This is a genomic window from Pantoea sp. SIMBA_079, assembly GCF_046940275.1.
GTDB lineage: Bacteria > Pseudomonadota > Gammaproteobacteria > Enterobacterales > Enterobacteriaceae > Pantoea > Pantoea borealis.
Genome location: NZ_JAWRYR010000003.1, coordinates 196,713 through 222,692 on the forward strand (window position 1 = coordinate 196,713; position 25,980 = coordinate 222,692).

23 protein-coding genes, 1 tRNA gene and 1 riboswitch are annotated in these 25,980 nt (G+C 56.2%); of the genes, 15 read left to right on the forward strand and 9 right to left on the reverse strand.

The window, feature by feature from the left end:
• Nucleotides 1–208: 208 nt before the first annotated feature.
• The 3 genes from tolC to SB719_RS06685 all read left to right on the forward strand — a co-directional run bounded on the left by tolC (nucleotide 209) and on the right by SB719_RS06685 (nucleotide 3,663).
• On the forward strand, nucleotides 209–1,678 hold the full coding sequence (gene tolC, locus SB719_RS06675) for an outer membrane channel protein TolC (RefSeq protein ID WP_065648169.1): 1,470 nt from the start codon (nucleotides 209–211) through the stop codon (nucleotides 1,676–1,678).
• Between the two features lie 139 nt (nucleotides 1,679–1,817).
• Nucleotides 1,818–2,492 (forward strand): DUF1190 family protein, encoded by a 675-nt coding sequence (locus SB719_RS06680; RefSeq protein WP_065648168.1) that lies wholly within the window; start codon nucleotides 1,818–1,820, stop codon nucleotides 2,490–2,492.
• 7 nt (nucleotides 2,493–2,499) lie between these two features.
• Nucleotides 2,500–3,663: a glutathionylspermidine synthase family protein gene (locus SB719_RS06685; protein ID WP_065648167.1), complete on the forward strand. Its 1,164-nt coding sequence runs from the start codon at nucleotides 2,500–2,502 to the stop codon at nucleotides 3,661–3,663.
• Between the two features lie 53 nt (nucleotides 3,664–3,716).
• Here the strand turns inward: SB719_RS06685 and ygiD are convergent, their stop codons facing one another.
• Complete coding sequence (gene ygiD / locus SB719_RS06690; RefSeq protein WP_206099888.1) at nucleotides 3,717–4,496, reverse strand: 4,5-DOPA dioxygenase extradiol; 780 nt, start codon at nucleotides 4,494–4,496, stop codon at nucleotides 3,717–3,719.
• A gap of 196 nt (nucleotides 4,497–4,692) precedes the next feature.
• Between ygiD and zupT the strand changes: the two genes are divergently transcribed.
• Nucleotides 4,693–5,460, forward strand: coding sequence for a zinc transporter ZupT (gene zupT / locus SB719_RS06695; protein WP_065648166.1), 768 nt, complete (start codon nucleotides 4,693–4,695; stop codon nucleotides 5,458–5,460).
• A 39-nt stretch (nucleotides 5,461–5,499) separates the two neighbouring features.
• Here zupT and ribB read toward each other — a convergent pair whose 3' ends face one another.
• Nucleotides 5,500–6,156 carry a 3,4-dihydroxy-2-butanone-4-phosphate synthase gene (gene ribB, locus SB719_RS06700; protein ID WP_065648165.1) on the reverse strand — a complete coding sequence of 219 codons (657 nt, stop codon included), beginning with the start codon at nucleotides 6,154–6,156 and terminating at the stop codon, nucleotides 5,500–5,502.
• A 108-nt stretch (nucleotides 6,157–6,264) separates the two neighbouring features.
• Nucleotides 6,265–6,414, reverse strand: a riboswitch (FMN riboswitch).
• A 171-nt stretch (nucleotides 6,415–6,585) separates the two neighbouring features.
• Between ribB and ubiK the strand changes: the two genes are divergently transcribed.
• Nucleotides 6,586–6,891 carry a ubiquinone biosynthesis accessory factor UbiK gene (ubiK, locus tag SB719_RS06705; RefSeq protein ID WP_034828368.1) on the forward strand — a complete coding sequence of 102 codons (306 nt, stop codon included), beginning with the start codon at nucleotides 6,586–6,588 and terminating at the stop codon, nucleotides 6,889–6,891.
• Nucleotides 6,892–6,931: 40 nt separating this feature from the next.
• On the opposite strand, the gene hldE is transcribed toward ubiK, so the two are convergent.
• From hldE to SB719_RS06720, 3 genes are all read right to left on the reverse strand, one after another.
• Nucleotides 6,932–8,356, reverse strand: a complete 1,425-nt coding sequence (gene hldE / locus SB719_RS06710) for a bifunctional D-glycero-beta-D-manno-heptose-7-phosphate kinase/D-glycero-beta-D-manno-heptose 1-phosphate adenylyltransferase HldE (RefSeq protein ID WP_304235371.1) — start codon at nucleotides 8,354–8,356, stop codon at nucleotides 6,932–6,934.
• Nucleotides 8,357–8,437: 81 nt separating this feature from the next.
• Nucleotides 8,438–11,287, reverse strand: coding sequence for a bifunctional [glutamate--ammonia ligase]-adenylyl-L-tyrosine phosphorylase/[glutamate--ammonia-ligase] adenylyltransferase (gene glnE, locus SB719_RS06715; RefSeq protein ID WP_412159056.1), 2,850 nt, complete (start codon nucleotides 11,285–11,287; stop codon nucleotides 8,438–8,440).
• 29 nt (nucleotides 11,288–11,316) lie between these two features.
• Nucleotides 11,317–12,627 (reverse strand): inorganic triphosphatase, encoded by a 1,311-nt coding sequence (locus tag SB719_RS06720; RefSeq protein WP_292977166.1) that lies wholly within the window; start codon nucleotides 12,625–12,627, stop codon nucleotides 11,317–11,319.
• A gap of 204 nt (nucleotides 12,628–12,831) precedes the next feature.
• Between SB719_RS06720 and SB719_RS06725 the strand changes: the two genes are divergently transcribed.
• Complete coding sequence (locus SB719_RS06725) at nucleotides 12,832–13,455, forward strand: TIGR04211 family SH3 domain-containing protein (protein WP_065648161.1); 624 nt, start codon at nucleotides 12,832–12,834, stop codon at nucleotides 13,453–13,455.
• 138 nt (nucleotides 13,456–13,593) lie between these two features.
• Entirely contained in the window at nucleotides 13,594–14,826 is a 1,233-nt protein-coding gene (locus SB719_RS06730; protein WP_065648160.1) for a multifunctional CCA addition/repair protein, read from the forward strand.
• A gap of 18 nt (nucleotides 14,827–14,844) precedes the next feature.
• Here the strand turns inward: SB719_RS06730 and bacA are convergent, their stop codons facing one another.
• Entirely contained in the window at nucleotides 14,845–15,663 is an 819-nt protein-coding gene (gene bacA, locus SB719_RS06735; RefSeq protein WP_292977168.1) for an undecaprenyl-diphosphate phosphatase, read from the reverse strand.
• Between the two features lie 190 nt (nucleotides 15,664–15,853).
• On the reverse strand, nucleotides 15,854–16,213 hold the full coding sequence (gene folB, locus SB719_RS06740) for a bifunctional dihydroneopterin aldolase/7,8-dihydroneopterin epimerase (protein WP_065648158.1): 360 nt from the start codon (nucleotides 16,211–16,213) through the stop codon (nucleotides 15,854–15,856).
• Nucleotides 16,214–16,320: 107 nt separating this feature from the next.
• Between folB and plsY the strand changes: the two genes are divergently transcribed.
• Entirely contained in the window at nucleotides 16,321–16,923 is a 603-nt protein-coding gene (gene plsY / locus SB719_RS06745; protein ID WP_065648157.1) for a glycerol-3-phosphate 1-O-acyltransferase PlsY, read from the forward strand.
• A gap of 31 nt (nucleotides 16,924–16,954) precedes the next feature.
• On the opposite strand, the gene tsaD is transcribed toward plsY, so the two are convergent.
• The gene (gene tsaD, locus SB719_RS06750) at nucleotides 16,955–17,968 is read right to left on the reverse strand and encodes a tRNA (adenosine(37)-N6)-threonylcarbamoyltransferase complex transferase subunit TsaD (protein ID WP_065648363.1); all 1,014 of its coding nucleotides are present in this window, start codon (nucleotides 17,966–17,968) and stop codon (nucleotides 16,955–16,957) included.
• 280 nt (nucleotides 17,969–18,248) lie between these two features.
• On the opposite strand from tsaD, the gene rpsU reads away from it, so the two are divergent.
• From rpsU to rpoD, 3 genes are all read left to right on the forward strand, one after another.
• Nucleotides 18,249–18,464, forward strand: a complete 216-nt coding sequence (rpsU, locus tag SB719_RS06755) for a 30S ribosomal protein S21 (RefSeq protein WP_001144069.1) — start codon at nucleotides 18,249–18,251, stop codon at nucleotides 18,462–18,464.
• A 120-nt stretch (nucleotides 18,465–18,584) separates the two neighbouring features.
• On the forward strand, nucleotides 18,585–20,330 hold the full coding sequence (gene dnaG, locus SB719_RS06760) for a DNA primase (RefSeq protein WP_304236219.1): 1,746 nt from the start codon (nucleotides 18,585–18,587) through the stop codon (nucleotides 20,328–20,330).
• A gap of 251 nt (nucleotides 20,331–20,581) precedes the next feature.
• Entirely contained in the window at nucleotides 20,582–22,429 is a 1,848-nt protein-coding gene (gene rpoD, locus SB719_RS06765; RefSeq protein ID WP_065648155.1) for an RNA polymerase sigma factor RpoD, read from the forward strand.
• Between the two features lie 41 nt (nucleotides 22,430–22,470).
• Here the strand turns inward: rpoD and mug are convergent, their stop codons facing one another.
• Complete coding sequence (gene mug, locus SB719_RS06770; protein ID WP_304236221.1) at nucleotides 22,471–22,998, reverse strand: G/U mismatch-specific DNA glycosylase; 528 nt, start codon at nucleotides 22,996–22,998, stop codon at nucleotides 22,471–22,473.
• A gap of 293 nt (nucleotides 22,999–23,291) precedes the next feature.
• On the opposite strand from mug, the gene SB719_RS06775 reads away from it, so the two are divergent.
• The 4 genes from SB719_RS06775 (at nucleotide 23,292) to SB719_RS06790 (ending at nucleotide 25,978) form a co-directional block, all read left to right on the forward strand.
• A tRNA-Ile gene (locus SB719_RS06775) sits at nucleotides 23,292–23,367 on the forward strand.
• Nucleotides 23,368–23,608: 241 nt separating this feature from the next.
• The gene (locus SB719_RS06780) at nucleotides 23,609–24,439 is read left to right on the forward strand and encodes a hypothetical protein (RefSeq protein ID WP_412159057.1); all 831 of its coding nucleotides are present in this window, start codon (nucleotides 23,609–23,611) and stop codon (nucleotides 24,437–24,439) included.
• A gap of 109 nt (nucleotides 24,440–24,548) precedes the next feature.
• Nucleotides 24,549–24,767, forward strand: a complete 219-nt coding sequence (locus SB719_RS06785; protein ID WP_412159058.1) for a helix-turn-helix transcriptional regulator — start codon at nucleotides 24,549–24,551, stop codon at nucleotides 24,765–24,767.
• 116 nt (nucleotides 24,768–24,883) lie between these two features.
• Nucleotides 24,884–25,978: an inovirus-type Gp2 protein gene (locus SB719_RS06790; protein WP_412159059.1), complete on the forward strand. Its 1,095-nt coding sequence runs from the start codon at nucleotides 24,884–24,886 to the stop codon at nucleotides 25,976–25,978.
• Nucleotides 25,979–25,980 lie beyond the last annotated feature (2 nt).

Consider the following 25,980-nt stretch of genomic DNA (forward strand, 5'->3'; position numbering starts at 1 on the left):
GGTTCCTTATGCAGATTGGGATAGAACATCGAAAAGCCAACCCTGGTGCTCTGTCCGAGTGGTTCTTTCTGAATTATTTACGTAAATTAGGGAAAGAAGGCACGTTCAGCCAACCTATCTCTGACAGCGCCTCTGTAAAATCGGCGATTATTTTTTTGGCTTAGCAGCAGCACTTTTCGCGTCACAGGCTGCAACAAAAGGAATGCAAATGAAAAAACTGCTCCCATTTTTTATTGGACTGAGCCTGGGCGGATTCAGCCTTGCCAGCCAGGCAGAAAACCTGCTGCAGGTTTATCAGCAGGCGCGCCTGAGCAATCCCGATCTGCGCGCCTCTGCCGCCGATCGCGACGCCGCGTTTGAAAAGATCAACGAAGCGCGCAGCCCGTTGCTGCCGCAGCTGGGTCTGGGTGCAGATTACACCTACAATAATGGCTATCGCGATAGCAGCGGTCTGAACACCACCACTAAAAGTGCCTCGCTGCAATTAACGCAGACGATTTTTGATATGTCAAAGTGGCGTAGCCTGACGCTGCAGGAAAAAACCGCTGGCATCCAGGATGTCACCTACCAGGTTGCGCAGCAGGATCTCATCCTTAATACCGCGACCGCTTATTTCAACGTGCTGAATGCGATTGATACGCTCTCTTATACCGAAGCGCAGAAACAGTCTATCTATCGCGAGCTGGACCAAACCACGCAGCGCTTTAATGTCGGCCTGGTGGCGATTACTGATGTGCAGAACGCCCGTGCACAGTATGACAGCGTGCTGGCAAATGAAGTGACGGCCCGAAACACGCTGGATAATGCGGTTGAATCACTGCGCCAGATCACCGGGATGGATTACCTCTCCCTGGCATCGCTGAGCATTGACCGTTTTAAAACTGCACGCCCTGATGCGGTCGCCAGCCTGCTGAAACAGGCTGAGAGTCGTAACCTCAACCTGCTCTCTGCGCGTCTGAGCCAGGATCTGGCGCGTGAACAGATCCGCTATGCTGAATCGGGCCATATGCCTACGCTGGATCTGACCGCATCCACCGGTCTGTCTAACAATAAATATAGCGGCAGCCGGGCGAATCAGAGCATCACCAACAACGACTCCATATCGGGTTCAAATCAGGTTGGCCTGAGTTTCTCCTTACCGCTCTACAGCGGCGGTTCAGTGACCTCGCAGGTGAAACAGGCGCAGTACAATTTTGTTGCCGCCAGCGAACAGCTGGAAGGTGCGCATCGCAGCGCGGTGCAGACCGTACGCTCCTCGTTTAACAACGTGAATGCGTCAATCAGCAGCATTGACGCGTACAAACAGGCGGTGATCTCTGCGCAAAGCTCACTGGACGCCTCTGAAGCAGGCTATCAGGTGGGTACCCGTACGATTGTTGATGTCCTGGACGCGACCACCACGCTGTTTAATGCTAAACAGCAGCTCTCTAACGCCCGTTACAGCTATCTGATTAACCAGCTGAATATCAAATATGCGCTGGGTACCCTCAATGAACAGGACCTGCAGCAGCTGAACAGCGCGCTGGGTAAAGAGGTAACGACCTCACCTGAAGTGGTCGCGCCGGAAAACAGCCAGCAGACCGCACAGGCCGACAGTGCACCGCAGGCGGCAGCCTCCGCACCGGCGGCACCTGCTCAGCCGGCAGCACGCAACAGTGGCAATCCATTCAGCCGCTGATACGCAAAGGGGCCCCTGCGGCCCCTTTCGCATTTGAACGTATAGGTACGTAAAGATCCGCAGCCTGTCAGGCTTCTCGCTTTAAATCCCCCCTTGCATCACCTATCCTGACGTCAACTCTGGGTACAGGATAATCACTATGAAACGGACCAAAAATATCCGTCATGCCGCTTTTCGTAAAGGCTGGCAGGCACGTCATCTTACGCCCGTCGCGCTGGCAGTAACCGCCGTATTTATGCTGGCAGGCTGCGAACAGAGCGATGAAACGGTTTCGCTCTATCAGAACGCTGACGACTGTGCGAAAGCCAATCCGGATCAGAGCAGTCAATGTAAAGCTGCTTATAACAATGCGCTGAAAGAAGCGGAACGTACCGCGCCTAAATATGCCTCACGCGAAGATTGCGTGGCGGAATTTGGCGAAAACCAGTGTCAGCAGGCACCGGCTCAGGCGGGCGCGGGCACCACCGCAAACAATGCCGAAGCCCAGCACAGCGGCGGCTTCTGGATGCCGCTGATGGCTGGCTACATGATGGGACGCATGATGGGTGGCGGCGCCGGTTTTGCGCAACAGCCGCTGTTCTCCCCGAAAACGCCAGCCAGTCCGGCTAACGGACAGTTTGTGGACGCCACCGGTAAAAACTATGGCTCAGCCACCTCTGGCCGCACCATGAACGTGCCTAAAACCGCTATGGCACCTAAACCGGCCACCACCTCCACCATTACCCGCGGTGGCTTTGGTGAGACGGTCGCGAAGCAAAACAGTATGCAGCGCAGCAGCGCCAGCGGCACCAGCAGTCGCTCGCTGGGGGGCTAAGCGCCGTATGCAACGTATTGCTATCAGCGAGCGCCCGGACTGGCGCGCAAAAGCCACTGAATATGGCTTTCAGTTTCACACCATGTATGGCGAGCCCTACTGGTGTGAAGAGGCCTATTATCAGTTTACGCTGGCGCAGGTGGAGACGCTGGAAACCGTTACGGCAGAGCTGCATCAGATGTGCCTGCAGGCGGTGGAAAAAGTGGTTAACAGCGATGCGCTGCTGACCCGCTTCTGCATTCCGAAACACACCTGGGATTTTGTCCGCGAATCCTGGGCGCAGCGTCAGCCCTCGCTCTACTCCCGCCTTGATTTAGTGTGGGATGGCAGCGGCGACATCAAGCTGCTGGAAAATAACGCCGACACGCCGACGTCACTCTATGAAGCCGCGTTTTTTCAGTGGATCTGGCTCGAAGATCAGCTTAAAGCGGGCAACCTGCCGGCGGGCAGCGATCAGTTCAACAGCCTGCAGGAGAAGCTGATTGAGCGGTTTGCGGTTCTGCAGCAGCAGCACGGCTTTAACTTGCTGCACTTTGCCTGCTGCCGTGATACGGAAGAGGATCGCGCGACGGTACAGTATCTGCAGGATTGCGCCACAGAAGCGGGGCTTCCCGGCGAGTTTCTCTATATCGATGAGATTGGACTGGGCGAAAAAGGCCAGTTTACCGACCAGCACGATCGCGTCATCAGCAATCTGTTCAAGCTTTACCCCTGGGAGTTCATGCTGCGGGAGGTGTTTTCGACCAAGCTGGCCGATGCCGGCGTACGCTGGCTGGAACCCGCCTGGAAAAGCATCCTCTCCAATAAAGCGCTGCTGCCGCTGCTGTGGGAGATGTTTCCGGATCATCCCAATCTGCTGCCCGCCTGGTTTGCGGATGACAGTCAGGCGCCGCAGATGGATAAATATGTGGTGAAGCCGCTGTTCTCCCGTGAGGGTGCGAACATTCGCATTATCGAAAACGGCAATGAAATCGCGCGTGCTGACGGTCCCTATGGCGAAGAGGGCATGATTATTCAGCAGTTCTGCGCGCTGCCCAAATTCGGTGACAGCTATACGCTGATTGGCAGCTGGCTGATAGACGATCAGCCGGCGGGTATCGGCTTACGTGAGGATCGGGCGCTGATTACCCAGGATCTGTCTCGCTTCTATCCCCATACCTTTATCGGTTAGTCCGGTGGCGCATTCCGGTGCGCCATGTTTATGCCTGCGGCTGACGCAGGCCGCTACCCCACCTGCGCTGACAGCATACTGATCGCGCCCATCTCCATGCCTTCAACCGGCACGCTGACCGCCTCACCCGCTGCGCGTGCGCCCAGAATATAGAGCAGCGGCAGATAGTGTTCAGCCGTCGGATGCGAAAGCGCCGCGCCCGGATGTTGCTGATAGTTAACCAGCGGATGATCGCCCGCCGCAGCGTCGCTGCGCAGATTATCACGCACATACTGGTTAAACCCGTCGGCCCACGGATACACCGGCGCAGCCCCCTGCCACTGCAGCTTGCGCAGGTTATGCACCACGTTGCCGCTCGCCACCAGCAGGATCCCTTCATCGCGCAGCGCAGCCAGTTTACGTCCTGCCTCAAAATGCCACTCAGCAGAACGGGTACTGTCCACGCTGAGCTGCACCAGCGGAATATCCGCCTCAGGATACATTCTGGCCAGCAGGCCCCACGAGCCGTGATCGAACCCCCAGCTCTCATCTTTTTCTGTCAGCGGCAGCAGCTCTGTCACACGCTGCGCCAGCGCAGGCGATCCGGGCGCCGGGTAGCGCACGTCAAACAGCGCCTGCGGGAATCCGCCAAAATCGTGAATGGTGCGCGGCTGTTCCATGGCCGTTACCCGCGTCCCGCGCGTGTACCAGTGCGCCGAGATAGCAAGGATAGCGCGCGGCCGCGGCAGATCTCTGCCCAGCTGCTGCCATACCCGGGTATAGCGATTTTCTTCCAGCACATTCATCGGGCTGCCATGACCCAGAAACAGAGCAGGCATACGACCGTCACGCATTTTCATACCTCATCGCTGTTGCTTTCATGCGCAATACGATACGCGCTTACATGAGCCTGTGAACGCGGAGATGCGTGAGCATGTCTGTCAGCAAATTTGAACAAGCGCAAACGACATAACTTTACGCTTAATAACTCGATATTTTATAAGGTTAATTATAATGTAACTGGTAATCATTATCATCGTGGAGCGTGCTATGTCGGTGCCTTTACTGCTCACTGTTCTGGCCGGTGGTGCTACCTTTATTGGCGCCCTGTTCGGCATCCTCGGTCAAAAGCCTTCAAACCGCCTGCTTGCTTTTGCGCTTGGCTTCGCAGCCGGCATTATGTTGCTGATCTCGCTAATGGAGATGCTGCCCGCGGCGCTGCATACCGCAGGCATGTCGCCGATGCTGGGGTACGGTATGTTTATGCTTGGTCTGATCGGGTATTTCGCCATGGATCGCCTGCTGCCGCATCAGCATCCGCAGGATCTGATGGCCACTCACGGGCGTCCGGTTAACCTGAAGCGAACCGCCGTGCTGCTGACGCTGGGTATCAGCCTGCACAATTTTCCTGAGGGGGTGGCCACCTTTGTTACCGCCAGCAGTGATATGGAGCTGGGGCTGGGCATCGCTTTAGCCGTGGCGATTCACAACATTCCTGAAGGACTGGCGGTTGCCGGGCCGATGTATGCGGCGACCGGCTCCAAAGCCAAAGCGCTGTTCTGGGCCTGTATTTCCGGTATGGCGGAGATTCTGGGCGGCGTCATCGCCTTTCTGCTGCTGGGTCCGGCGCTGTCGCCGGTCGTGATTGCCGCCATTATGGCCGCCGTTGCAGGAATTATGGTTGCGCTCTCGGTGGATGAACTGATGCCGCTGGCGCGCGAGATCGATCCGCACAACAACCCGAGCTATGGCGTACTGTGTGGAATGACGGTGATGGGGCTGAGTCTGACACTGCTGCAGACCGCCGGCGCTGGCTGATTTTCCGGGCTCCGGCTGGTCTGCTTTTCTCTACCGGCGTTAGCTGGCCTGGCGGGTTTCGCGCTGGCGGCGATAAGCCACCAGATCTTCGATAGTCACTACCGGCATATCATGCTGCTGCGCAAAGGCGATCGCTTCAGGCGCGCGCGCCATGCTGCCATCGTCATTGGTCAGTTCGCACAGCACGCCTGCCGGTTTAAAGCCCGCAAGCGTAACCAAATCGAGCGTGGCTTCGGTATGACCGCCGCGCGTCAGTACGCCACCTTCGCGCGCGCGCAGCGGGAAAACGTGTCCCGGACGGTGCAGGTCAGCTGGTTTAGCGTTATCGGCAATTGCGGCGCGGATAGTGGTGATGCGGTCAGCCGCAGAGACGCCGGTGGTCACACCCGCAGCGGCTTCAATCGTTACGGTAAACCCGGTGCCGTAAGAGCTGGTGTTGTTCTCGACCATCATCGGCAGATCGAGCTGCTGACGGCGGGCCTCATTAATGCAGAGGCAGACAATCCCGCTGCCGTGGCGGATAGTCAGCGCCATCTGCTCTGTGGTCATGGTTTCGGCGGCAAAAATCATATCGCCTTCGTTCTCGCGATCTTCATCGTCAAGAACCATCACACCGCGACCGTTACGCAGTGCGTCAAGTGCACGTTCTACACGCTGTTCCGGCGTGCCAAATTCAGAAAGAAGCGTCTGATTCATGGTAATTAACCTTAAAATATTATGAGTTACCAGAACCAGGGCGAGCTTAGGAGTGCGTGAAAAATACACATGGCAAAAACGTGACGCGGGCCTGAACCCGGCTGATGTCGTTACCCTCTCCCATCCGGACTTTAACCGTCGGCCCCGGAATCACACCGGATCTGCTGTCCTTTTACACGGAGGCAAAAGCGCTCGCGGGCTTTCAGCAGAAGCTGATTTACCGCCGGTGGGGAATTTCGCCCCGCCCTGAGAATAAGCAAAATCACTATAGCGTTATTCACCGGGACGGGCAATCGACAAAACGGCAATTGCTTTTGCACATCATGCGTTGCGGATTTCGGGTTTAACCTTTTTGGTTCTGGCATTACACTTACTTCTTGTACCGTCGGAAAACGTGCTGCTCACAGCCACCGCAATCAGGAAATAACCATGATCGACACAAAAAAAATTGAACAACTGGCGCGCCAGGTCCATGAAGCGATGCCGAAAGGTATCCGCGACTTTGGCGACGACGTGGAAAAGAAAATCCGGCAGGTTCTGCAGGCGCAGCTGACCCGTATGGATCTGGTTAACCGTGAAGAGTTTGATGTGCAGACTCAGGTCCTGCTGCGCACCCGCGAAAAGCTGGCAGCCCTGGAGCAGCGTCTGGCAAAACTGGAGAGTGAAAGCCCTGCGGCACCGGCGCCAGCAGTCGTAACGCCCGATCCGGCCGGTAAAATCGATACGCCACAGTAAATATTATCAGCCGGGTGGCTGCTGCCCCCCGGCTGTCTGCTTAGTGACTGCGGATTGTTTTAATAATATTGGTGGTGGAGATGCCATCTTCAAAGTTAAGCACGCGTACGTCACCGCCGTTCGCCCACACTTCTTTACTGCCTGCGATATCTTCCGGCTTGTAATCTCCGCCTTTCACCAGCAAATCCGGCAGCACATCGGCAATCAGACGCTGCGGCGTATCTTCTTCAAACAGAACGACCCAGTCTACTGCTTCCAGAGCGCTTAGCACGATCATCCGGTTTTCCTGTGGATTAACCGGCCGGGTTTCACCTTTAAGGCGTCTGGTTGACGCATCGCTATTCACCGCAACAATCAGCCGATCGCCCAGCTTGCGGGCATTGGCGAGATAAGAGACGTGCCCTGCGTGCAGAATGTCAAACACGCCGTTGGTCATTACCACTTTCTCGCCGCGCTGACGTGCCTGGGCAACAGCGGTTTTCAGCTCGATCTCCGTCATCACGCCAAAGCCGCTTTCCGGCCGCGCATGGATAGCGTTTTCCAGTTCCACCGTACTGACGGTTGACGTCCCCAGCTTGCCCACCACAACGCCTGCCGCCGCATTGGCAAGGAAACAGGCGTTTTCCAGCGTATCACCCGCCGCAAGGACCGCAGCCAGCACACCAATAACCGTGTCGCCGGCACCGGTCACGTCATACACTTCCTGCGCCTGCGTCGGCATATGCAGAGGCGCTTTGCCCGGCTGCAGCAGCGTCATGCCATTTTCTGAACGGGTCACCAGCAGCGCTGAGAGCGCATAATCAGCGATCAACTGCATACCCCGGCTGACAATGTCCGCTTCGGTTTTACATTTGCCGGCTACGGCTTCAAATTCAGACAGGTTTGGCGTCAGCAGGGTCGCGCCACGATAGCGCTCAAAATCGGTGCCCTTCGGGTCGATCAGTACCGGTACGCCCGCTTCGCGGGCCAGCCCGATCATGGTCTGTACGCTGCTGAGCGCTCCTTTAGCGTAGTCTGACAGCACCAGTGCACCAGCCTGCGACAGCGACTGACGCATACGATCGTGGATGGGCTGCGGATCGACCTGCTCAAAGCCCTCTTCGAAATCCAGCCGGATCAGCTGCTGATTGCGCGACAGCACGCGCAGCTTGGTGATGGTGGGATGCGTTTTCAGCGCGACAAAGTCACAGCTGACGTTAACCTGCTCCAGCGTGCGGCTCAGTACCTGCGCGGCATCATCCTCACCGGTCAGCCCAATCAGACGCGATGCGGCGCCCAGCGCGGCAATGTTCATTGCCACGTTGGCCGCGCCGCCCGGACGCTCTTCAATGGTATCGACTTTGACTACCGGCACCGGCGCCTCGGGTGAAATGCGGCTGGTCGGGCCATACCAGTAGCGGTCTAACATCACATCGCCAACAACCAGTACGGTGGCCTTGCCAAACGCGGGCAGTGTTACTTTCATTTCAGAGACTCCAGACTACGCTCAAAATATTGCGCGGATAATACCATATACCCGCCGCAGGGTAAGATGCTGCCGCACGCCTCAGCTGTCAGGCTCAACCGTGCCCAGCCAGCGCTGCCAGCTGACGTTGACAATCCCGCGCTCGCGGGCAAAACGCTCCGGTGCAACGTGACCCGGCAGCGCCTGCAAAGCCAGATGATGCAGCGCATCACGCAGTGTGACATACGCATCCGTCAGCGCCTGGGCCTCCTGCGCGGGCATGATATCGTGCTGCGCCATCAGAGCAAAAATGCGCACGTTATCTGACCAGCGCGTCAGGGCTGGCTGATGCGCAGCTGACGCTAAGACCAGATACTGGGCAATGAATTCAATGTCAGTGATACCCCCTGCATCTGTTTTTATCTCCCAGCGTCCTTTATGTTTGTTGCTCAGATGCGCCCGCATCTTTTCACGCATTTCGCGTACGTCAGCCCGCAGCGCTGCGGTTGTACGCGGCAGACTGAGGATAGCGTGACGGACCTGCGTAAAACGCGCCATCAGTGCCGGTTCACCAAAGACAATCCGCGCGCGCACCAGCGCCTGATGCTCCCAGGTCCAGGCATCATTGCGCTGATACGCTTCAAAAGCGTCAAAGGTGCTGACCAGCATCCCAGCGGAACCAGAAGGACGCAGGCGGGCATCCACCTCATACAAAATACCGGAAGCGGTACGGGTGCTGAAGAGATGCATGATGCGCTGCGCCAGGCGCAGATAAAACTGCCGTCCGTCGATAACGCGTTCACCGTCAGTCTCTGCGCTCTCCGGACAATCATGCAGAAATACCAGATCGAGATCGGAACTGTAACCCAGCTCCCAGCCTCCCAGCTTGCCATAGCCGATCACGGCAAAGCCGCGCTCGTCATCGTGCGTCAGATGCGAAGGCCGGCCATAGCGCTGTACCATCATCTGCCAGGCCTGCTGCACGACGGATTCAATGATCGCCTCTGCCAGCCAGGTTAAGTGATCGCTTACTTTCATTACCGGCAGCGTCCCGGCGATATCGGCTGCGGCAATACGCAATAGCTGTGCCTGCTTAAACTGGCGCACCGCCTCCAGCTGCTGCTCTTCATCCTCTGCCGGAATACGCAGCAGATATTGCCGCAGCTCGTCCCGGTAGGCGTCAGTAGCGGTGGGCTGATACAGCGTGGCGGGATCAAGCAGCTCATCCAGCAGCAGCGGATAGCGGGCCAGCTGGCTGGCCACCATCGGCGAGGCGGCACACAGGCGGATCAGATGGCGCAGTGCGCCATGATACTCGGTCAGCAGCTCCAGATAGGTGCTGCGCGTCAGCACCCCCAGCAGCAGCGGCGTCAGACGTTCCAGCACGCTGTCAGCATCCTCCCGCGGGGAGATTTCACCCAGCAGGCGCGGCATCAGCTGGTCGAGGGCCAGCCGCCCCCGCGGCCCGATGGTGCGCCGGCTGGCATCCTGCCGGAAGTCATTAAGGACGTAAAAAAAGCGCTGCCGCTGCGTGTCAGACAACTGTGGCACCACCGGCGCCAGCTCATGTTCCTCCAGCGTGTCCTGCCAGAGAGCAGCAAACTCCGCCAGCTCAGGCTGGTCGTCAACGTCCGGGGCATCGTCGCCAATCAGCTCATCAAACACCCTGCGTACATCAGCCATATGCGCCGTCAGCTGTGCCGTCAGCGCCTCCCAGTCGGCGCAGTTCATCGCCCATGCCAGACGCTGCCGGTTGAGCGCATCCTGCGGCAGCGTCTGCGTCTGCTCATCATTGATGCTCTGCAGCAGGTTCTCCAGCCGGCGTAAAAAAAGGTAGGCGTCATGCAGCTGACCGACCTGCTGCGGACGCAGCAGCTCCAGCTCACCAATGGCCTGCAGCACCGGCAGCAATGAGCGCCCCTGAAGTGAGCGCTCGCGTCCGCCACGTATCAGCTGAAATACCTGCACAATAAATTCAGTTTCGCGGATGCCGCCTGCGCCCAGCTTAATGTTATCTTTCAGGCCACGGCGGCGCACTTCACGCGCGATCATCCCTTTCATATTGCGCAGCGACTGAATCACGCTGAAGTCGATATAGCGGCGATAGACAAACGGCCGCAGCATCTGCTGCAGCGCCTGGCTCCATTCGCCGCGATCGTCGCCCATCAGACGCGCTTTAACCATGGCGTAGCGCTCCCAGTCACGCCCCTGCTCCTGGTAATAGTCCTCCAGTGCCGCAAAGCTCATCACCAGCGGACCGCTGTCGCCGAACGGGCGCAGCCGCATATCCACGCGGTAAACAAAACCATCGACGCCAGGCTGATCCAGTACTTTTATCAGGCGCTGCCCCATGCGGGTAAAAAACTGTGCGTTGTCCAGCTCGCGTCGCCCGCCACGCGTGACGCCATTCTCCGGCCAGGCAAAAATCAGATCGATATCAGAGGAAAAATTGAGTTCTCCGCCACCCAGCTTGCCCATGCCGAGGATCAGCAGCGGCTGCGGCTCACCCGCCTCGTTGCAGGGCGTGCCAAAGTCGCGACAGCAATCCTGCCACACCCGATCGCGGGCGGCCGCGATCAGGCTTTCTGCCAGAACGCTGAGTTGCGTCAGGCTCTGTTCGGTTGTGGCGTGCTGCAGCGTCTGCATCCAGGCAATACGTACCAGCATATGCCGGCGAAACAGGCGCAGCTCACGCATCAGCGCGGCCTCGCTATCCGCCTGCTGCAGCGCCTGCTGCAGCCACAGACCATAGTGCTGCCATTCATCAGGCTGAGGAGGCTGCTCCTGCAGTTGCAGCCACCATGCTGGCTGCTGCTGCAGGTTATCCACGATAAAGTCACTGAAGGCCAGCGCGCCAGCCTGCTCAGACGTCAGCGCCGACAGCGGCAGCTGCAGGCGTTCTGCGATGCCGGCCAGCTGCGCCTGCATCAGCGAAGGTAACGGTAACTGCATCCTCTCTCCCTGAATTTTACATGAGGTTGTTAACGCCTGACGCCGCTGCTCAGCCAGAATGGCGGCTGGCGTATGGCCATCGTAGCGAGCTGGATCAGGCCGTGCTGCTGTTTTTCCCGGATGGCGAGCTGCAGTTCCTGCCAGCCTGCCATCCACTGGCACACCTCTTCAGCGGGATAGGCCGCCGCCAGCAGGCAAACAGCCAGCAGCTGTCGCTGCAGACGCGTGGCCTTATCCTGAAACTCGCCGATCAGTTTTACATCCGTAAAGGTTTCCCGCAGATCCGCTGCCACGCGGCTCAGCATGATGTCGCAAAAGCGTTTATAAGAGCCCTGCAGCTTGATCTGATTTTTGCTGTCGATCCACGGCTGCCACTGTGCTTCTGCCAGCCAGCATGTCAGCGCCATCTGCGCTTCTACGGAGGTGGCAGAGAAACAGAGGGTTTCCGCGCTGATAGCTTCATCCTGCAGCAGTTCCTCCAGCCGGGTCAGTTTCTGGCGCAGATCGCTGTTAGCCTTACGCGGCACCAGCGCACCAAACAGCGAAAATGCCTGTCGCAGCGTTTCCAGCGCCTCCAGCACAGCCTGCCGCGCTGCCGGGTTACCGCGCAGCCAGACCTCTTCATGATACTGCCAGTGATCCAGCGCGGCGCTGAGCGCAGCGACCATCCCCTGCTCTACTGTTGCTTTTGGTGTCACTTTCAGCAGCGGCAGTGCCCGAACCGGACGCAGTGCGTCGCCCTGCGCCAGCTGATAGCCGCGCGCAGCTTTGCTCAGGCTGCCGGGACGCAGTCCGCCGCCCGCTGCCAGCGTCTGCGCAAGTCTGAGCAGATCGGCCGGTGTACCCTGTTTAAGCTCCAGCTCAACTTCCCGCAGCGGTTCGCTAAGCTCCCCGGCCGCCACGCTGCCCTGATCGAAGGCAATTTCAATAATGCTGTCACCTGCCTGTACCGTCCAGGTTTCGCGCCGGAAATGGGTGCTGAATAGCGGCTGCAGTCGCTGCTGCAGGCGGGCAATGTCGGTACCCTGCGGCCAGATTTCTGCGGGCAGGCGGGCGATATCAAGCTGTGGTGCCGTCATCTCCACGTTGTACTCCGGGCGCTGGTGCAGACCGCCCAGCGTCTGACCCGCGGTCTTAAGCGTCATCTCATAACGCTTGTCTACCCCCCGGATGCGCAGCCCCATATCCCAGCGGCGCAGCTGGTTGTCGTCTGTTTCATAGTAGATATTCGTCAGCTCGCGAGCGGCTTCATGCTGATGTGGCCAGGCGGCCAGCGTCTCTGCCAGAGTGGCGGCAGCCTGCGGGGTGGCAATGAACTTTAATTCGATTTCAGTGGTCATAATTTTTTATTTACTACGCTGCTGGCACTTATACGGTTAATCTGGCGAGAGTAATGCACCACAAGCACGCTGTCTCGGCTTTCTTGTGCTTTTACGCCCCTTTTCCCGCCGGATTGAGACCAGGATAGTTCTCATTCAGATTTATGCGAGGCAACTCCAGACTGTGCCGGTAAATTTACGCCCATCAAGAAAACACGACATCGAATGAAAAAAATTACACTTGCCGCCCTTTCTTTGCTGGCTTTCAGCGCCATCACCCCCGCTCACGCTGCCGATGAAAAGCGTTATATCTCCGATGAATTATCGACCTGGGTACGCAGCGGTCCGGGCGATCAGTATCGCCTGGTCGGTAAGCTGAACGCCGGGGAAGAAGTTACCGTGGTGCAGACCAACAGCGATGCGCAATACGCGCAAATTCGCGATGCAGAAGGCAAAACCAACTGGATCCCGCTGTCGCAGCTAAGCGCCACCCCGAGCCTGCGTACCCGCGTGCCGCAGCTGGAGCAGCAGGTTAAAGATCTGACCGACAAGCTGGCTAACATTGATAACAGCTGGAATCAGCGCACGTCAGAAATGCAGAACAAAGTCGCTAACAGCGACGGCACAATCGATGGTCTGAAACAGGAAAACCAGAAGCTTAAAAATGAGCTGATTGTGGCGCAGAAAAAAGTGAGCGCAGCCAACGTACAGCTGGATGACAAGCAGCGCACCATTATTATGCAGTGGTTTATGTACGGTGGCGGCGTGCTGGGCGTTGGCCTGCTGCTGGGTCTGCTGCTGCCGCATATGGTGCCGCGCCGTAAAAAGAAAGATCGCTGGATGAATTGATCCGCCGTACGCCAGCCGTTTTTTCAGGGGGGATCGCCAGATGCCCCCTTTCCCATGCCCGCTTTTCCGCCAAAGTATGCAACAATTATGAAACACGCGCCTGACGCGCAGTTATCTGAATACCTCTGGAGTTGTTGAGTGAAAACCTTTCTGGTCGGTGGTGCAGTGCGTGATGCTTTACTGCAGCTGCCGGTAAAAGATCGTGACTGGGTGGTGGTTGGCGCCACGCCTGATGAGATGCTGGCGCAAAATTATCAGCAGGTAGGCCGCGATTTTCCGGTCTTTTTACATCCGCACAGTCGGGAAGAGTATGCGCTGGCGCGCACCGAGCGCAAACAGGGCAGCGGCTACACCGGCTTTATCACGCATTTTGCACCCGATGTCACGCTGGAGCAGGATCTGCAGCGGCGCGATCTGACCATCAACGCCATCGCGCAGGCGGAGGATGGCAGCCTGATCGATCCCTGCCACGGCCAGCGCGATCTTGCCAGCCGCACGCTGCGTCACGTTTCGGCAGCGTTTAGCGAAGATCCGCTGCGCGTGCTGCGCGTGGCACGGTTTGCCGCCCGCTATGCCCACCTCGGTTTTCGCATTGCCGCTGAAACGCAGACGCTGATGGCAGAGATGGCCGCCAGCGGCGAACTGGCGCACCTGACGGCAGAGCGCGTCTGGAAAGAGACGGAAAACGCGCTGCTCACGCGCAACCCGCAGGTCTATTTTCAGGTACTGCGAGACTGTGGCGCACTGCAGGTACTTTTCCCGGAGATTGACAATCTGTACGGCATTCCAGCTCCGCCGAAATGGCATCCTGAGATTGATACCGGTGTGCATACGCTGATGACGCTGACGCTGGCAGCCGCCCTCTCTGATGAGCTGGACGTGCGCTTCGCTACGCTGTTTCACGATGTCGGCAAGGCGCTGACCCCGCCGGAAAAGTGGCCGTCGCATCACGGTCATGGTCTGGCCGGTGTACCGCTTGTCGCCGCCCTGTGCCAGCGGCTGCGCGTCCCTAATTACGTGCGCGATCTGGCGCTGATCGTGACCGAGTTTCATGACATCGTACACACCATTGAGCGACAGTCAGCCGCGGCGCTGGTGGCGCTGTTTGATCGCATCGACGCCTGGCGTAAGCCGGAGCGGGTCGAAAAAATGGCGCTGACCAGTGAGGCAGACGCGCGCGGGCGTGCCACGCTGGAGAGTATGCCCTATCCGCAGGGTAACTATTTGCGTCAGGCGTTTGCGCTGGCACAGGCGGTACCGGTGCAGCAGGTGATCGCTGCGGGCTTTAAAGGGGCAGACGTGCGGGAAGAGCTGAGCAGGCGCCGGATTGCGGCTATTGAAGAAGGACTGATCGGTGCGCGGCCGGCATAGCCCGCCGCGCGACCGCTATTACATAAACACGGCGTAGACCGCTGCTGCAACGATAAAGCGATAGATCGCGAACGACACAAACGAGATACGCTTGATCAGCTCAAGGAAGACCTTGATCGCCAGCAGCGCCACGATGAATGCGGTAATAAAGCCCACCGCGAACATCGGGAAATCCTGCATCGTCAGGAAGCCCATGCTTTTATAGAGATCCAGCACGGTCGCGCCCATCATCATCGGCACGGCAAGAATGAACGAGAACTCCGACGCTGCGTAGCGGCTGACGCCCATCAGCATCCCGCCCGAAATCGTCGCACCCGAGCGGGAAAAGCCCGGCCACAGCGCCAGACACTGGAAGCAGCCAATCATAAACGCCTGACGATAGGTGATATCATCCACGCCCACCGCTTTTGGCTGTTTCGGCTTCAGGAATTCCGCGGCAAGCAGCAGCACGCCGCCCACGACCAGGGCATACATGACGTTAATCGGATTAAACAGCGTTTTGATCTGATCGTGCAGCAGTAAACCGATCGCCACCGCCGGGATCATCCCGAGCAGAATGTGGATCAGCGTCAGCTTACCGGTACCGGTACCTTCATGGCGCTCCTGACCAAAATGGATGCCAATCAGGCCAAACAGGCGTCGCCAGAACATCACGACCACTGCCAGAATTGATCCGAGCTGGATCACTACTTCAAACGTCTCTGCTTTATCACCCTCAAATCCCAGCAGGTGCCCGACAATAATCATATGGCCTGTGGATGAGACCGGCAGAAACTCGGTCAGCCCCTCGACAACCCCGAGGATCGCAGCGACCCACAGCTGATGCATATCTGCCATCAAAATTTTCCCCTATCCGTTTTAAACAGTAAAAAGGCGGTCGCAAACTGCTACCGCCTGAAATTATGCCGGCGTTGATCTGAAGAAAACCTTAGGGTTTTCTGCCACTTCGCTTCGCTTAACGCAACGGCCTCAGCTAAGACACACCATAATTTGATTTGGTTTCATTGTGATGGCAATCACAGGGGGTTTATTTAGGAATTGTCCCGCGCTCGATACGCACGCCAACGCTTGCCGCCTGAGCCACTGCACCCGGCTTACCGACCCGGATACGCACGCCGGGCGTTTTGAAACGCTTCATCAACAGATCGCAGATTTCTTCCGCGACGCGCTCGACCAGCGCAAACCGGTTTCCCTGCAGATGCGAGAGAATGGCATCGGTGACATCGGCATAGCTCAGACAGTCGCTGACATCGTCGCTGGCAGCGGCACGCCGGTTATCCCACGCCATTTCGACATCGAGCACCAGCTTCTGCTGCATACCCTGTTCCCAGTCGTATACGCCAATGGTGGTGAACACGGTGAGTTGTTCTATAAATACGATATCCATGATGTCACTCTCTGTTTTTGGCCAGGCCGGATACCACTTCCGGCGGATTATGCGTATTATCCACGCTTACCGGCAACAAAACGACCCAAAAGGAACGGTACGACGCTATGAGTGCTATCGCGCTTGGTATGATTATTTTCGCGTATCTTTGCGGCTCGATTTCCAGTGCGATACTGGTTTGTAAACTCGCAGGTTTGCCCGATCCGCGTACCTCAGGCTCCGGCAATCCCGGCGCCACGAATGTGCTGCGCATCGGTGGCAAAGCGTCGGCCGCGGCGGTACTGATATTTGATGTGGCTAAAGGAATGATTCCGGTCTGGATCGCCTGGATGTTGCACGTGACGCCCATGTACCTTGGCCTGACTGCAATAGCCGCCTGTCTCGGACATATCTATCCGGTGTTTTTCCGCTTTCGCGGGGGCAAAGGCGTGGCGACGGCATTGGGTGCGATTGCGCCGATTGGCTGGGATCTCACCGGCCTGATGACCGGCACCTGGCTGCTGACCGTGCTGCTGAGCGGCTACTCCTCGCTGGGCGCCATCGTCAGCGCGCTGATCGCACCGTTCTACGTCTGGTGGTTCAAACCGCAGTTTACGTTTCCGGTGTCGATGCTCTCCTGCCTGATCCTGCTGCGGCATCATGACAATATTCAGCGGCTGTGGCGCGGACAGGAAAATCGCGTCTGGAAACGGAAAAAAAAGAAAGCGTAAAAAAAACCGGCTGCACGCCGGTTTTTTGTTTTCAGATAGCGGGCAGTTCCGCCAGCGGCCAGCGCGGACGGACGCTGACGCCCAGCTCACCCCGCGTTCCGCCCTTCAGGCGCACCATGCCGGCATAGGCGATCATCGCGCCGTTATCGGTGCAGAATTCAGGCCGGGCATAAAACACCTCGCCGCCGCGCGCACTCATCATTTCTGCCATGCGCGTGCGCAGCGTGCGGTTGGCGCTGACGCCGCCGGCGATCACCAGCCGCGTAAAGCCGGTCTGCTCCAGCGCGCGTTTGCACTTGATCATCAGCGTATCCACAACCGCATCTTCAAATGCACGGGCAATGTCCGCACGCGCCTGCTCATCACCGTCATGCTCGCGAATGGTATTTGCCGCGAAGGTTTTCAGTCCGGAGAAGCTGAAGTCGAGGCCCGGGCGATCGGTCATCGGACGCGGGAAGCGGAAGCGGTTGGCTGTGCCCTGCTGTGCCATGCGTGACAGCATGGGGCCGCCCGGATAGTCGAGCCCCAGCAGCTTGGCTGTTTTATCAAATGCTTCACCCGCCGCATCGTCGATTGACTCACCCAGCAGCGTATACTCCCCGATACCGGTGACGCTGATAAGCTGGGTATGGCCGCCGGAGACCAGCAGCGCGACAAACGGGAACGCCGGCGGATGCTCTTCCAGCATCGGGGCCAGCAGATGGCCTTCCATATGATGCACCGGCACCGCCGGCACATTCCAGGCGAAGGCCAGCGCGCGGCCAATCGTGGCCCCGACCAGCAGCGCCCCCACCAGACCCGGACCGGCGGTATAGGCAACCGCATCGATATCACTGGCCTGCAGGTGTGCTTCTTTCAGCGCCGCCTGTATCAGCGGCACCGTTTTGCGCACGTGGTCGCGCGATGCCAGTTCCGGCACCACGCCGCCGTAGTCGGCATGCAGCTTCACCTGGCTATACAGCTGATTCGCCAGCAGACCGGACGCATCGTCATAAATCGCGATGCCGGTTTCATCGCAGGACGTTTCAATACCCAGAACTCGCATAGCTTTATTACCCTCTTCTTGCGGCGCGCAGTGTAGCACAGGCAAAACTGCCGCCGGACTACTTTGACGGGAAAAAGTGTTTTTCTGCCGCACAAAGAGTGCGCTATACTCCACGGCCTGAAAAAACCGGCAGCCGCACAGGCAAACGCTCCTGTTGGTTCTAAATTATCCATGGTGCTTTACAAGCCAGCCCCGGCTGGAGTAAAATGCTGCACCATTTTGAAATGTGCTGGCGCCGCAGTCAGCAGCAAAAACCGAATTTTATCGAGGTGAGAGTTACATGCCGGTAATTAAAGTACGTGAAAACGAGCCATTCGACGTAGCACTGCGTCGCTTCAAGCGTTCCTGCGAGAAAGCAGGCGTTCTGGCTGAAGTTCGTCGTCGTGAGTTTTATGAAAAACCAACGACCGAGCGTAAGCGCGCTAAAGCGTCAGCAGTTAAGCGTCACGCCAAGAAACTGGCTCGCGAAAACGCACGCCGCACTCGTCTGTACTAATTTCTTTCGGAAGTTCGCTTCCGCCGCGTGTTAAACGCAGACAGAGTCAAGTAAGAGGCCGTGCTTTCCGAAAGGAAGCGCGGCTTGTTGCCGTTTAAGAGCTGAAAAAAATCGGGGCTTATGGCTGGACGAATTCCACGCGTTTTTATCAATGATTTACTTGCCCGCACGGATATCGTGGATCTCATCGATGCCCGCGTTAAGCTGAAAAAGCAGGGTAAGAACTATCACGCGTGCTGTCCATTCCATAACGAAAAAACCCCCTCTTTTACCGTCAGCGGTGAAAAGCAGTTTTACTACTGCTTTGGCTGTGGTGCCAAAGGCAACGCTATCGACTTCCTGATGAATCACGATCGTCTGGAATTTGTAGAGAGCGTTGAAGAACTCGCCACCCAGCACGGCCTTGAAGTGCCGTACGAAACAGGCAGCGGCCCCAGCCCGATTGAGCGTCATCAGCGTCAGAGTCTTTACCAGCTGCTGGAGAAACTGGATAGTTTCTATCAGCAGAGCCTGCGCAGTCCGGAAGCGGAGAATGCCCAGCGCTATTTAGGCTCACGCGGGCTCAGCCAGCAGGTGATCGATCACTTTGCGATTGGCTATGCGCCTGCGGGCTGGGATAACGTGCTGAAGCGTTTTGGACAGCAGCAGGAAGACCGCGAATCGCTGATGGAAGCGGGCATGCTGGTCACCAATGATAAAGGCCGCAGCTACGATCGCTTCCGCGATCGCGTGATGTTCCCGATCCGCGATAAGCGCGGACGCGTTATCGGCTTTGGCGGACGCGTGCTGGGTAATGATACGCCTAAGTATCTGAACTCGCCGGAAACACCGATTTTCCATAAAGGCCGCCAGCTCTATGGCCTTTACGAAGCACAGAAGAACCATCCTCAGCCGGCACGCCTGCTGGTGGTGGAGGGCTATATGGATGTGGTCGCCCTGGCACAGTTCGGCATCGATTATGCCGTGGCGTCGCTGGGAACCTCCACTACGGCTGAACATATTCAGCTGTTGTTCCGCTCGACTGACACGGTTATCTGCTGTTATGACGGTGACCGGGCCGGTCGCGAAGCCGCCTGGCGCGCGCTGGAAACCGCCCTGCCCTATATGAATGACGGGCGTCAGCTACGCTTTATGTTTCTGCCTGATGGCGAAGATCCCGACACGCTGGTGCGTAAAGAGGGAAAAGAAGCGTTTGAAGCACGCATGGAGCAGGCGATGCCGCTCTCGGTGTTTCTGTTTGACAGCCTGATGCCACAGGTGGATTTGAGCACCCGCGATGGCCGTACCAAGCTGGCGACGCTGGCTTTGCCTTTGATCAGCCAGATCCCGGGCGAAACGCTGCGGATCTATATGCGCCAGACGCTGGGTAATAAACTCGGCATTCTGGACGATAACCAGTTAGACCGGCTGATGCCAAAGGCGGCAGAAAACGGTACGCCGCCCGTTGCGCCACCGCTGAAGCGCACCACAATGCGCGTACTGATTGCGCTGCTGGTGCAGAATCCACAGTTTGCGACGATTGTGCCCACGCTTGACGGGCTGGCGCAGTCAAAACTTGCCGGTCTGTCGCTGTTTGTCGATCTGGTCAGCCGCTGTACAGAGAATCCTGGCCTGACGACCGGACAGCTACTAGAGTTATATCGCGGGACAAATTTTAGCCAGCCCCTTGAAACACTGGCTACCTGGAACCACATGATAGTGGATGAGGAAGCCGAAGCGGTGTTTCAGGATTCACTGGCAAGCATTTATGACGCTGCGCTGGAGCAGCGCCTGGAAGCGCTGATTGCGCGTGAGCGCACCGAAGGGCTCAGTGCCGCTGAGCGGCGCGAATTCTGGGCATTAAGCCAGGCATTAGCGAAAAAATAAGATTCAGCCGGGTCGGAATGGTGGAGTATTTCCCGTTCCGGCCTGCCGCTTTCGGTTTACACGCACATTAAGCGTAACCGTAAAGCACAACGATTTCAGACCGAATATCAAGCGGCTTAAGTGCCGAACTAAAAGGGGCTGCAGCCCTGGCCGCGTTGAAGGCAGCGGCAAAAACATAATGCCTTCACTGTTATAGTTGGCTCGCTGCCGACCGACACCAATCTAATTAACAGAAGTGTGGATACCGTCTTATGGAGCAAAACCCGCAGTCACAGCTTAAGCTGCTTGTCACCCGTGGTAAGGAGCAGGGCTATCTGACCTATGCTGAGGTCAATGACCATCTGCCGGAAGATATCGTCGACTCCGATCAGATTGAAGACATCATCCAGATGATCAACGATATGGGTATCCAGGTGGTGGAAGAAGCCCCTGATGCCGATGATCTGATGCTGAATGAGAACAGCACCGATACAGATGAAGATGCCGCAGAAGCTGCCGCGCAGGTCTTATCCAGCGTTGAATCTGAAATCGGACGCACAACCGATCCGGTGCGCATGTACATGCGTGAAATGGGTACCGTGGAGCTGCTGACGCGTGAAGGCGAAATCGACATCGCCAAGCGTATCGAAGACGGTATCAACCAGGTGCAGTGCTCTGTTGCCGAATATCCGGAAGCTATCACCTACCTGCTCGATCAGTACGATCGTGTGGAAGCGGGCGAATCACGCCTGTCCGATCTCATCACCGGTTTTGTCGATCCTAACGCTGAAGAAGATCTCGCCCCTACCGCCACGCACGTTGGTTCTGAGCTGTCTGAAGAAGACCGCAATGACGACGAAGAGGAAGATGAAGAGAGCGACGACGACGACAGCAGCGACGACGACAACTCTATCGATCCGGAGCTGGCGCGCGAGAAATTCCTCGAGCTGCGCACTCAGTACGAAGCAACCCGTACCGTTATTAAAGCGAAAGGCCGCAGCCACGCTGATGCCGTTGCCGAAATCAACAACCTTTCTGAAGTCTTCAAGCAGTTCCGCCTGGTGCCGAAGCAGTTCGACTACCTGGTAAACAACATGCGTGAAATGATGGAGCGCGTGCGTACGCAAGAGCGCCTGATCATGAAGCTGTGTGTTGAACTGTGCAAAATGCCGAAGAAGAACTTCATCACGCTGTTCACCGGTAACGAAACCAGTGAGAGCTGGTTCAAAGCAGCCCTGGCGATGAACAAGCCGTGGTCTGAAAAGCTGAAAGATGTTGAAGACGATGTGATGCGCTCGCTGCAGAAGCTGCTGCAGATCGAGGAAGAGACCGGCCTGACCATCGAACAGGTTAAAGACATTAACCGTCGTATGTCGATCGGCGAAGCGAAAGCGCGCCGCGCGAAGAAAGAGATGGTTGAAGCTAACCTGCGTCTGGTTATCTCTATCGCGAAAAAATATACCAACCGCGGCCTGCAGTTCCTCGATCTGATTCAGGAAGGCAACATCGGCCTGATGAAAGCGGTTGATAAGTTTGAATATCGCCGTGGCTATAAGTTCTCAACCTACGCCACCTGGTGGATCCGTCAGGCGATCACCCGCTCTATCGCCGATCAGGCGCGTACCATCCGTATTCCGGTGCATATGATTGAGACCATTAACAAGCTCAACCGTATTTCGCGCCAGATGCTGCAGGAGATGGGCCGCGAGCCGACCCCGGAAGAGCTGGCTGAGCGTATGCTGATGCCGGAAGATAAGATCCGCAAGGTGCTGAAGATCGCCAAAGAGCCTATCTCTATGGAGACGCCGATTGGTGATGACGAAGATTCGCATCTGGGTGATTTCATCGAAGATACCACGCTGGAGCTGCCGCTGGACTCAGCCACCTCTGAGAGCCTGCGTTCTGCAACCCACGACGTACTGGCGGGCCTGACCGCGCGCGAAGCGAAAGTCCTGCGTATGCGTTTTGGTATCGATATGAACACCGACCACACGCTGGAAGAAGTGGGCAAGCAGTTTGACGTCACGCGTGAGCGTATCCGTCAGATTGAAGCCAAAGCGCTGCGTAAACTGCGCCACCCGAGCCGCTCGGAAGTGCTGCGCAGCTTCCTCGACGATTAATCGTCTGCAGGAAAACACAAACCCCGGCACGCCGGGGTTTTTTATTGCCCGCGCTCCGGCAGACCCAGCGCCTCCGCCAGCTGGCGATACGCTGCCACCATCTCCTCCAGCGAAGCGCGGTTGAGCCCGCTGGGGTTTGGCAGCACCCAGATGCGCGTCTCCATCAGCGGCTGCGGCTGCTCGCCCCACTCCACTTTACGCTGCCGGAACGCACGCTGATACGCATCCTTGCCCAGCACCGCCAGCGCCCGCGGCTGATAACGCAAAATTTTATCCTGCAGCCGCAGCCCGCCGTCGCGCAGCTCATCGCCGCTCAGCTCGCTCGCCTGCGTGGTGGGACGCTCAACCAGCGCGGTGATGCCGCAGCCAGTCTCCAGCAGCCGCCGCTCCTGCTCCGGCTTCAGCAGCTCGCGCGTGAAGCCGGCCAGATAGATCACTTTCCAGAAACGGTTGCCAGGATGCGCAAAATGGTAACCGGTATGCGCAGATGACTTGCCGGGGTTAATGCCGCAGAACAGCACCTGCAGATCGTGTGCGATGATATCGCGAATGTCATGTTCGGGTTGCATACGCCTTTGAATGCCTGATAAACGTGCTTAAAGGGTAGAGTATTCAGCGGGATGGGGAAAGCGTGGTAATTATGATAAGTGAAAAGCCAGCGCCAGCAACCCGGCCAGTTAACGATTTCTTTTACTGCCTGGTCAGCAAAAAAACGCTCAAACTGTTGTGGCAATCACTCCTGTCACAGCAGCACACCGATTTTTTCATTAATATCAATCACTCACCATTGTGCTAATTTTCATCAACCGATCGGTGAACGCTGGATCGCCTCTGCCAGATACTTTATAATCCCCGCACTACTGGCCCCTTAGCTCAGTGGTTAGAGCAGGCGACTCATAATCGCTTGGTCGCTGGTTCAAACCCAGCAGGGGCCACCAAATAAAACAAGGAGTTAGATGAGAAATCGTCTGACTCCTTTTTCTTTGGATGCGATTCAGGTGATGTAGTGGGTGACGTAAGTGAATGGCTGGGTGATGTAAGTAGTGTGAGTTTAAATGTCTGGCTGGCCGGTTGCCAGAAACCTGATTTCCTATCTTCAAAAGCCTGACAGCCATCCAGATTCAATCATTAAGACAGCCTTATCTGAACCGTCCCAGAATTGCAGGACATAAACAAGCCATGAGTTTCGACGATTCCATTCAGCAACTGCGTAATGAGCAACTCGCGCGTCAGTCCGCTACCGAACACTTCATTAGTGTTAAATCTCTTTTTGAACAGCTCAAACAGCGTTATCCCGATCAGAGCTATAACGCCCTGTGCCTTTTAGCGTTGAAAAAGTATCGACGTTCAGAGCATCAGCCTTCGCTGTATTGGTTTAGATATGAAAGCTGGTATGACACTTCACCCGTTGCCCCATACCAGCTCCTGGATAAACATGGCGCGCCAAACATAGGTGCTCCTGACTATTATCCTAATGCCGAGGCGGCACTGCGGGCGGTAAGTGATGATGTCATGAATACTGATAAGCTGGCTAATTGTGGTTTTCTGCGGACAGAAATTGCTGACGCGCTTGGAGTTCCGCTTGATACTGCAAGGCCAGAAGCACCGATGTTTGAACAAGATAACCTGGACTTGAAAGCTGAAAATCTGTCACTTAAAGAAAAAATTGAGGCGCTGGAAAAACGTCTTGCTGCCCCTATAGAGAAAGCCGAAACTTATGCAGCTAAACGGGAAGAGTTTTTCATCGCTGTTATAGCCAGTTTGTACGACAAAAACAGACTCACCTATACAAAGGATTTAATGCCAAAAGCACCGGAGCTTTTGAGGTTGGTCGAAAATAAGATCCCGCTATTCTGGCCAGCGGAAGGGTGTTTTCCAATGAGTGAAGAGCAATGCCTGAAAATTCTTCGGGAAGCGATTAGCCTGCTTGAACGCGACGTGACTGATCTTCATCAGCTGCGGGCTGAAAAGAGACAGATGCAAAAAATAAGAAAAATTAAATCTGCTTAATCAGTAGGATAGCAAAGGTCACCAAGGTATCTTTCCAAGGTAACCACGACATAAACCTTCTCGGTTTTTAAGATACGTTTCATATTGATTCGCTACCGAGAGATTAAACATGAAACACATCAATTCTTTTTCAACGACTGTCAGCCACCTTCCAAGCCCTCAACGTCTGATACGTATTTGTGAGATGCTTGACCTCCTGAATTGCAGCCGAACCACCCTTTACCGCTGGGTAATCAGCGGTGAGTTTCCTGCGCCAAAAAAACGTGCAGGCAGAACTATGGGCTGGACAGTCACACAGTATGAACAGTGGCTCGATAACTGCTGCTAAACCTCTAAACAGGGCTGGAATTTCCAGCCTTTCTTTTTATATACAGATGCAACTATTTGAAACAATCAGCCCATCAAATCGTTATCAATATGTGATTCTGATACAGCCGTAACCCTATGATAAACAGTAAAACTGGCAGTCTGGATTCAACCCCTCAGGAACCGGTAATTAATAATATTACGCGCGGTACGGTTTATCCGGATATCCGGGCTAAAGGCGAGTTTCTGTATGACGATGTTCTCTGGCCAGTAATGCCTGAAGAGAGTCAGCAGGATGTGAAGATCATGAATTCTTTGTTCAAGGCAGTTGATAGAACCTATGTCAGTTGCTCTCGCTTTCTGGCAATCCGTTATGATTTTCATCTGCCTCAGTACACGGCTGACAACCGCGTTATTACCCGCTTTCATCAGCTATTGATTCCTGCTCTAAGAAAAGAGTATCCCGAAAGCTTTGCCCGAGTGTTTTGGGTCAGAGAACAGAATCAGGCACCAGCACAGCATTATCATTACCTGTTGATGGTTGATGGTAACTGCGTGCGTCATCCTCTTAAAATTAATAAGCTGGTGGAGAGCTGCTGGAAAATAGCAACGGGCGGAACGGTCTGGTTTCCAAAGCATGGTTACTATTTAATTCGAAAGAATGATATTGAGGCCATGACCGCATTGTTACTGCGGGTGAGTTACTTTGCTAAGCGGCTTTCTAAGGAAGGAATTGCTAAAGACATTGCGCGTTCCGGAACCCGGCATTACCCGTTTTTAAAAAAAGCCAAACACACTAAAACTGCGCAATTACGTACTCAGATTGCCCATTTTGATCGGGCACAAGCGCATTGCCCTCTTCCCGGAAAGCTGGATTCGTTTTTCACTCCCGCAGAGCCTTCTGCTGGTAAGCCTGCGACACTGCCCCTGAAAGATAGCCAACGATTGGATGAGGCTGCCTCACTGCCAATGAAGGCGCTCAGACGAGCGCTGCAGCGTTTTAGTAAAATCAGGGGCCGCCTGCGTGACGGTAATAGCATTCTGGCAAGCGCTCAACTCAGCCCTCACTGGCACCGTCATTTTGAGCGCTACTACCGATATTACTGGCCATGCAATATCAGCGTTTCACAGTATTGCCGCTGGTATTACCTAAATCCGTCTACTGCAAGCCGCTATTTGTGTAACTACCCGGCTAATTTAATTAATCCGTGGCTTTTGGCACGCTGGCTATAAGC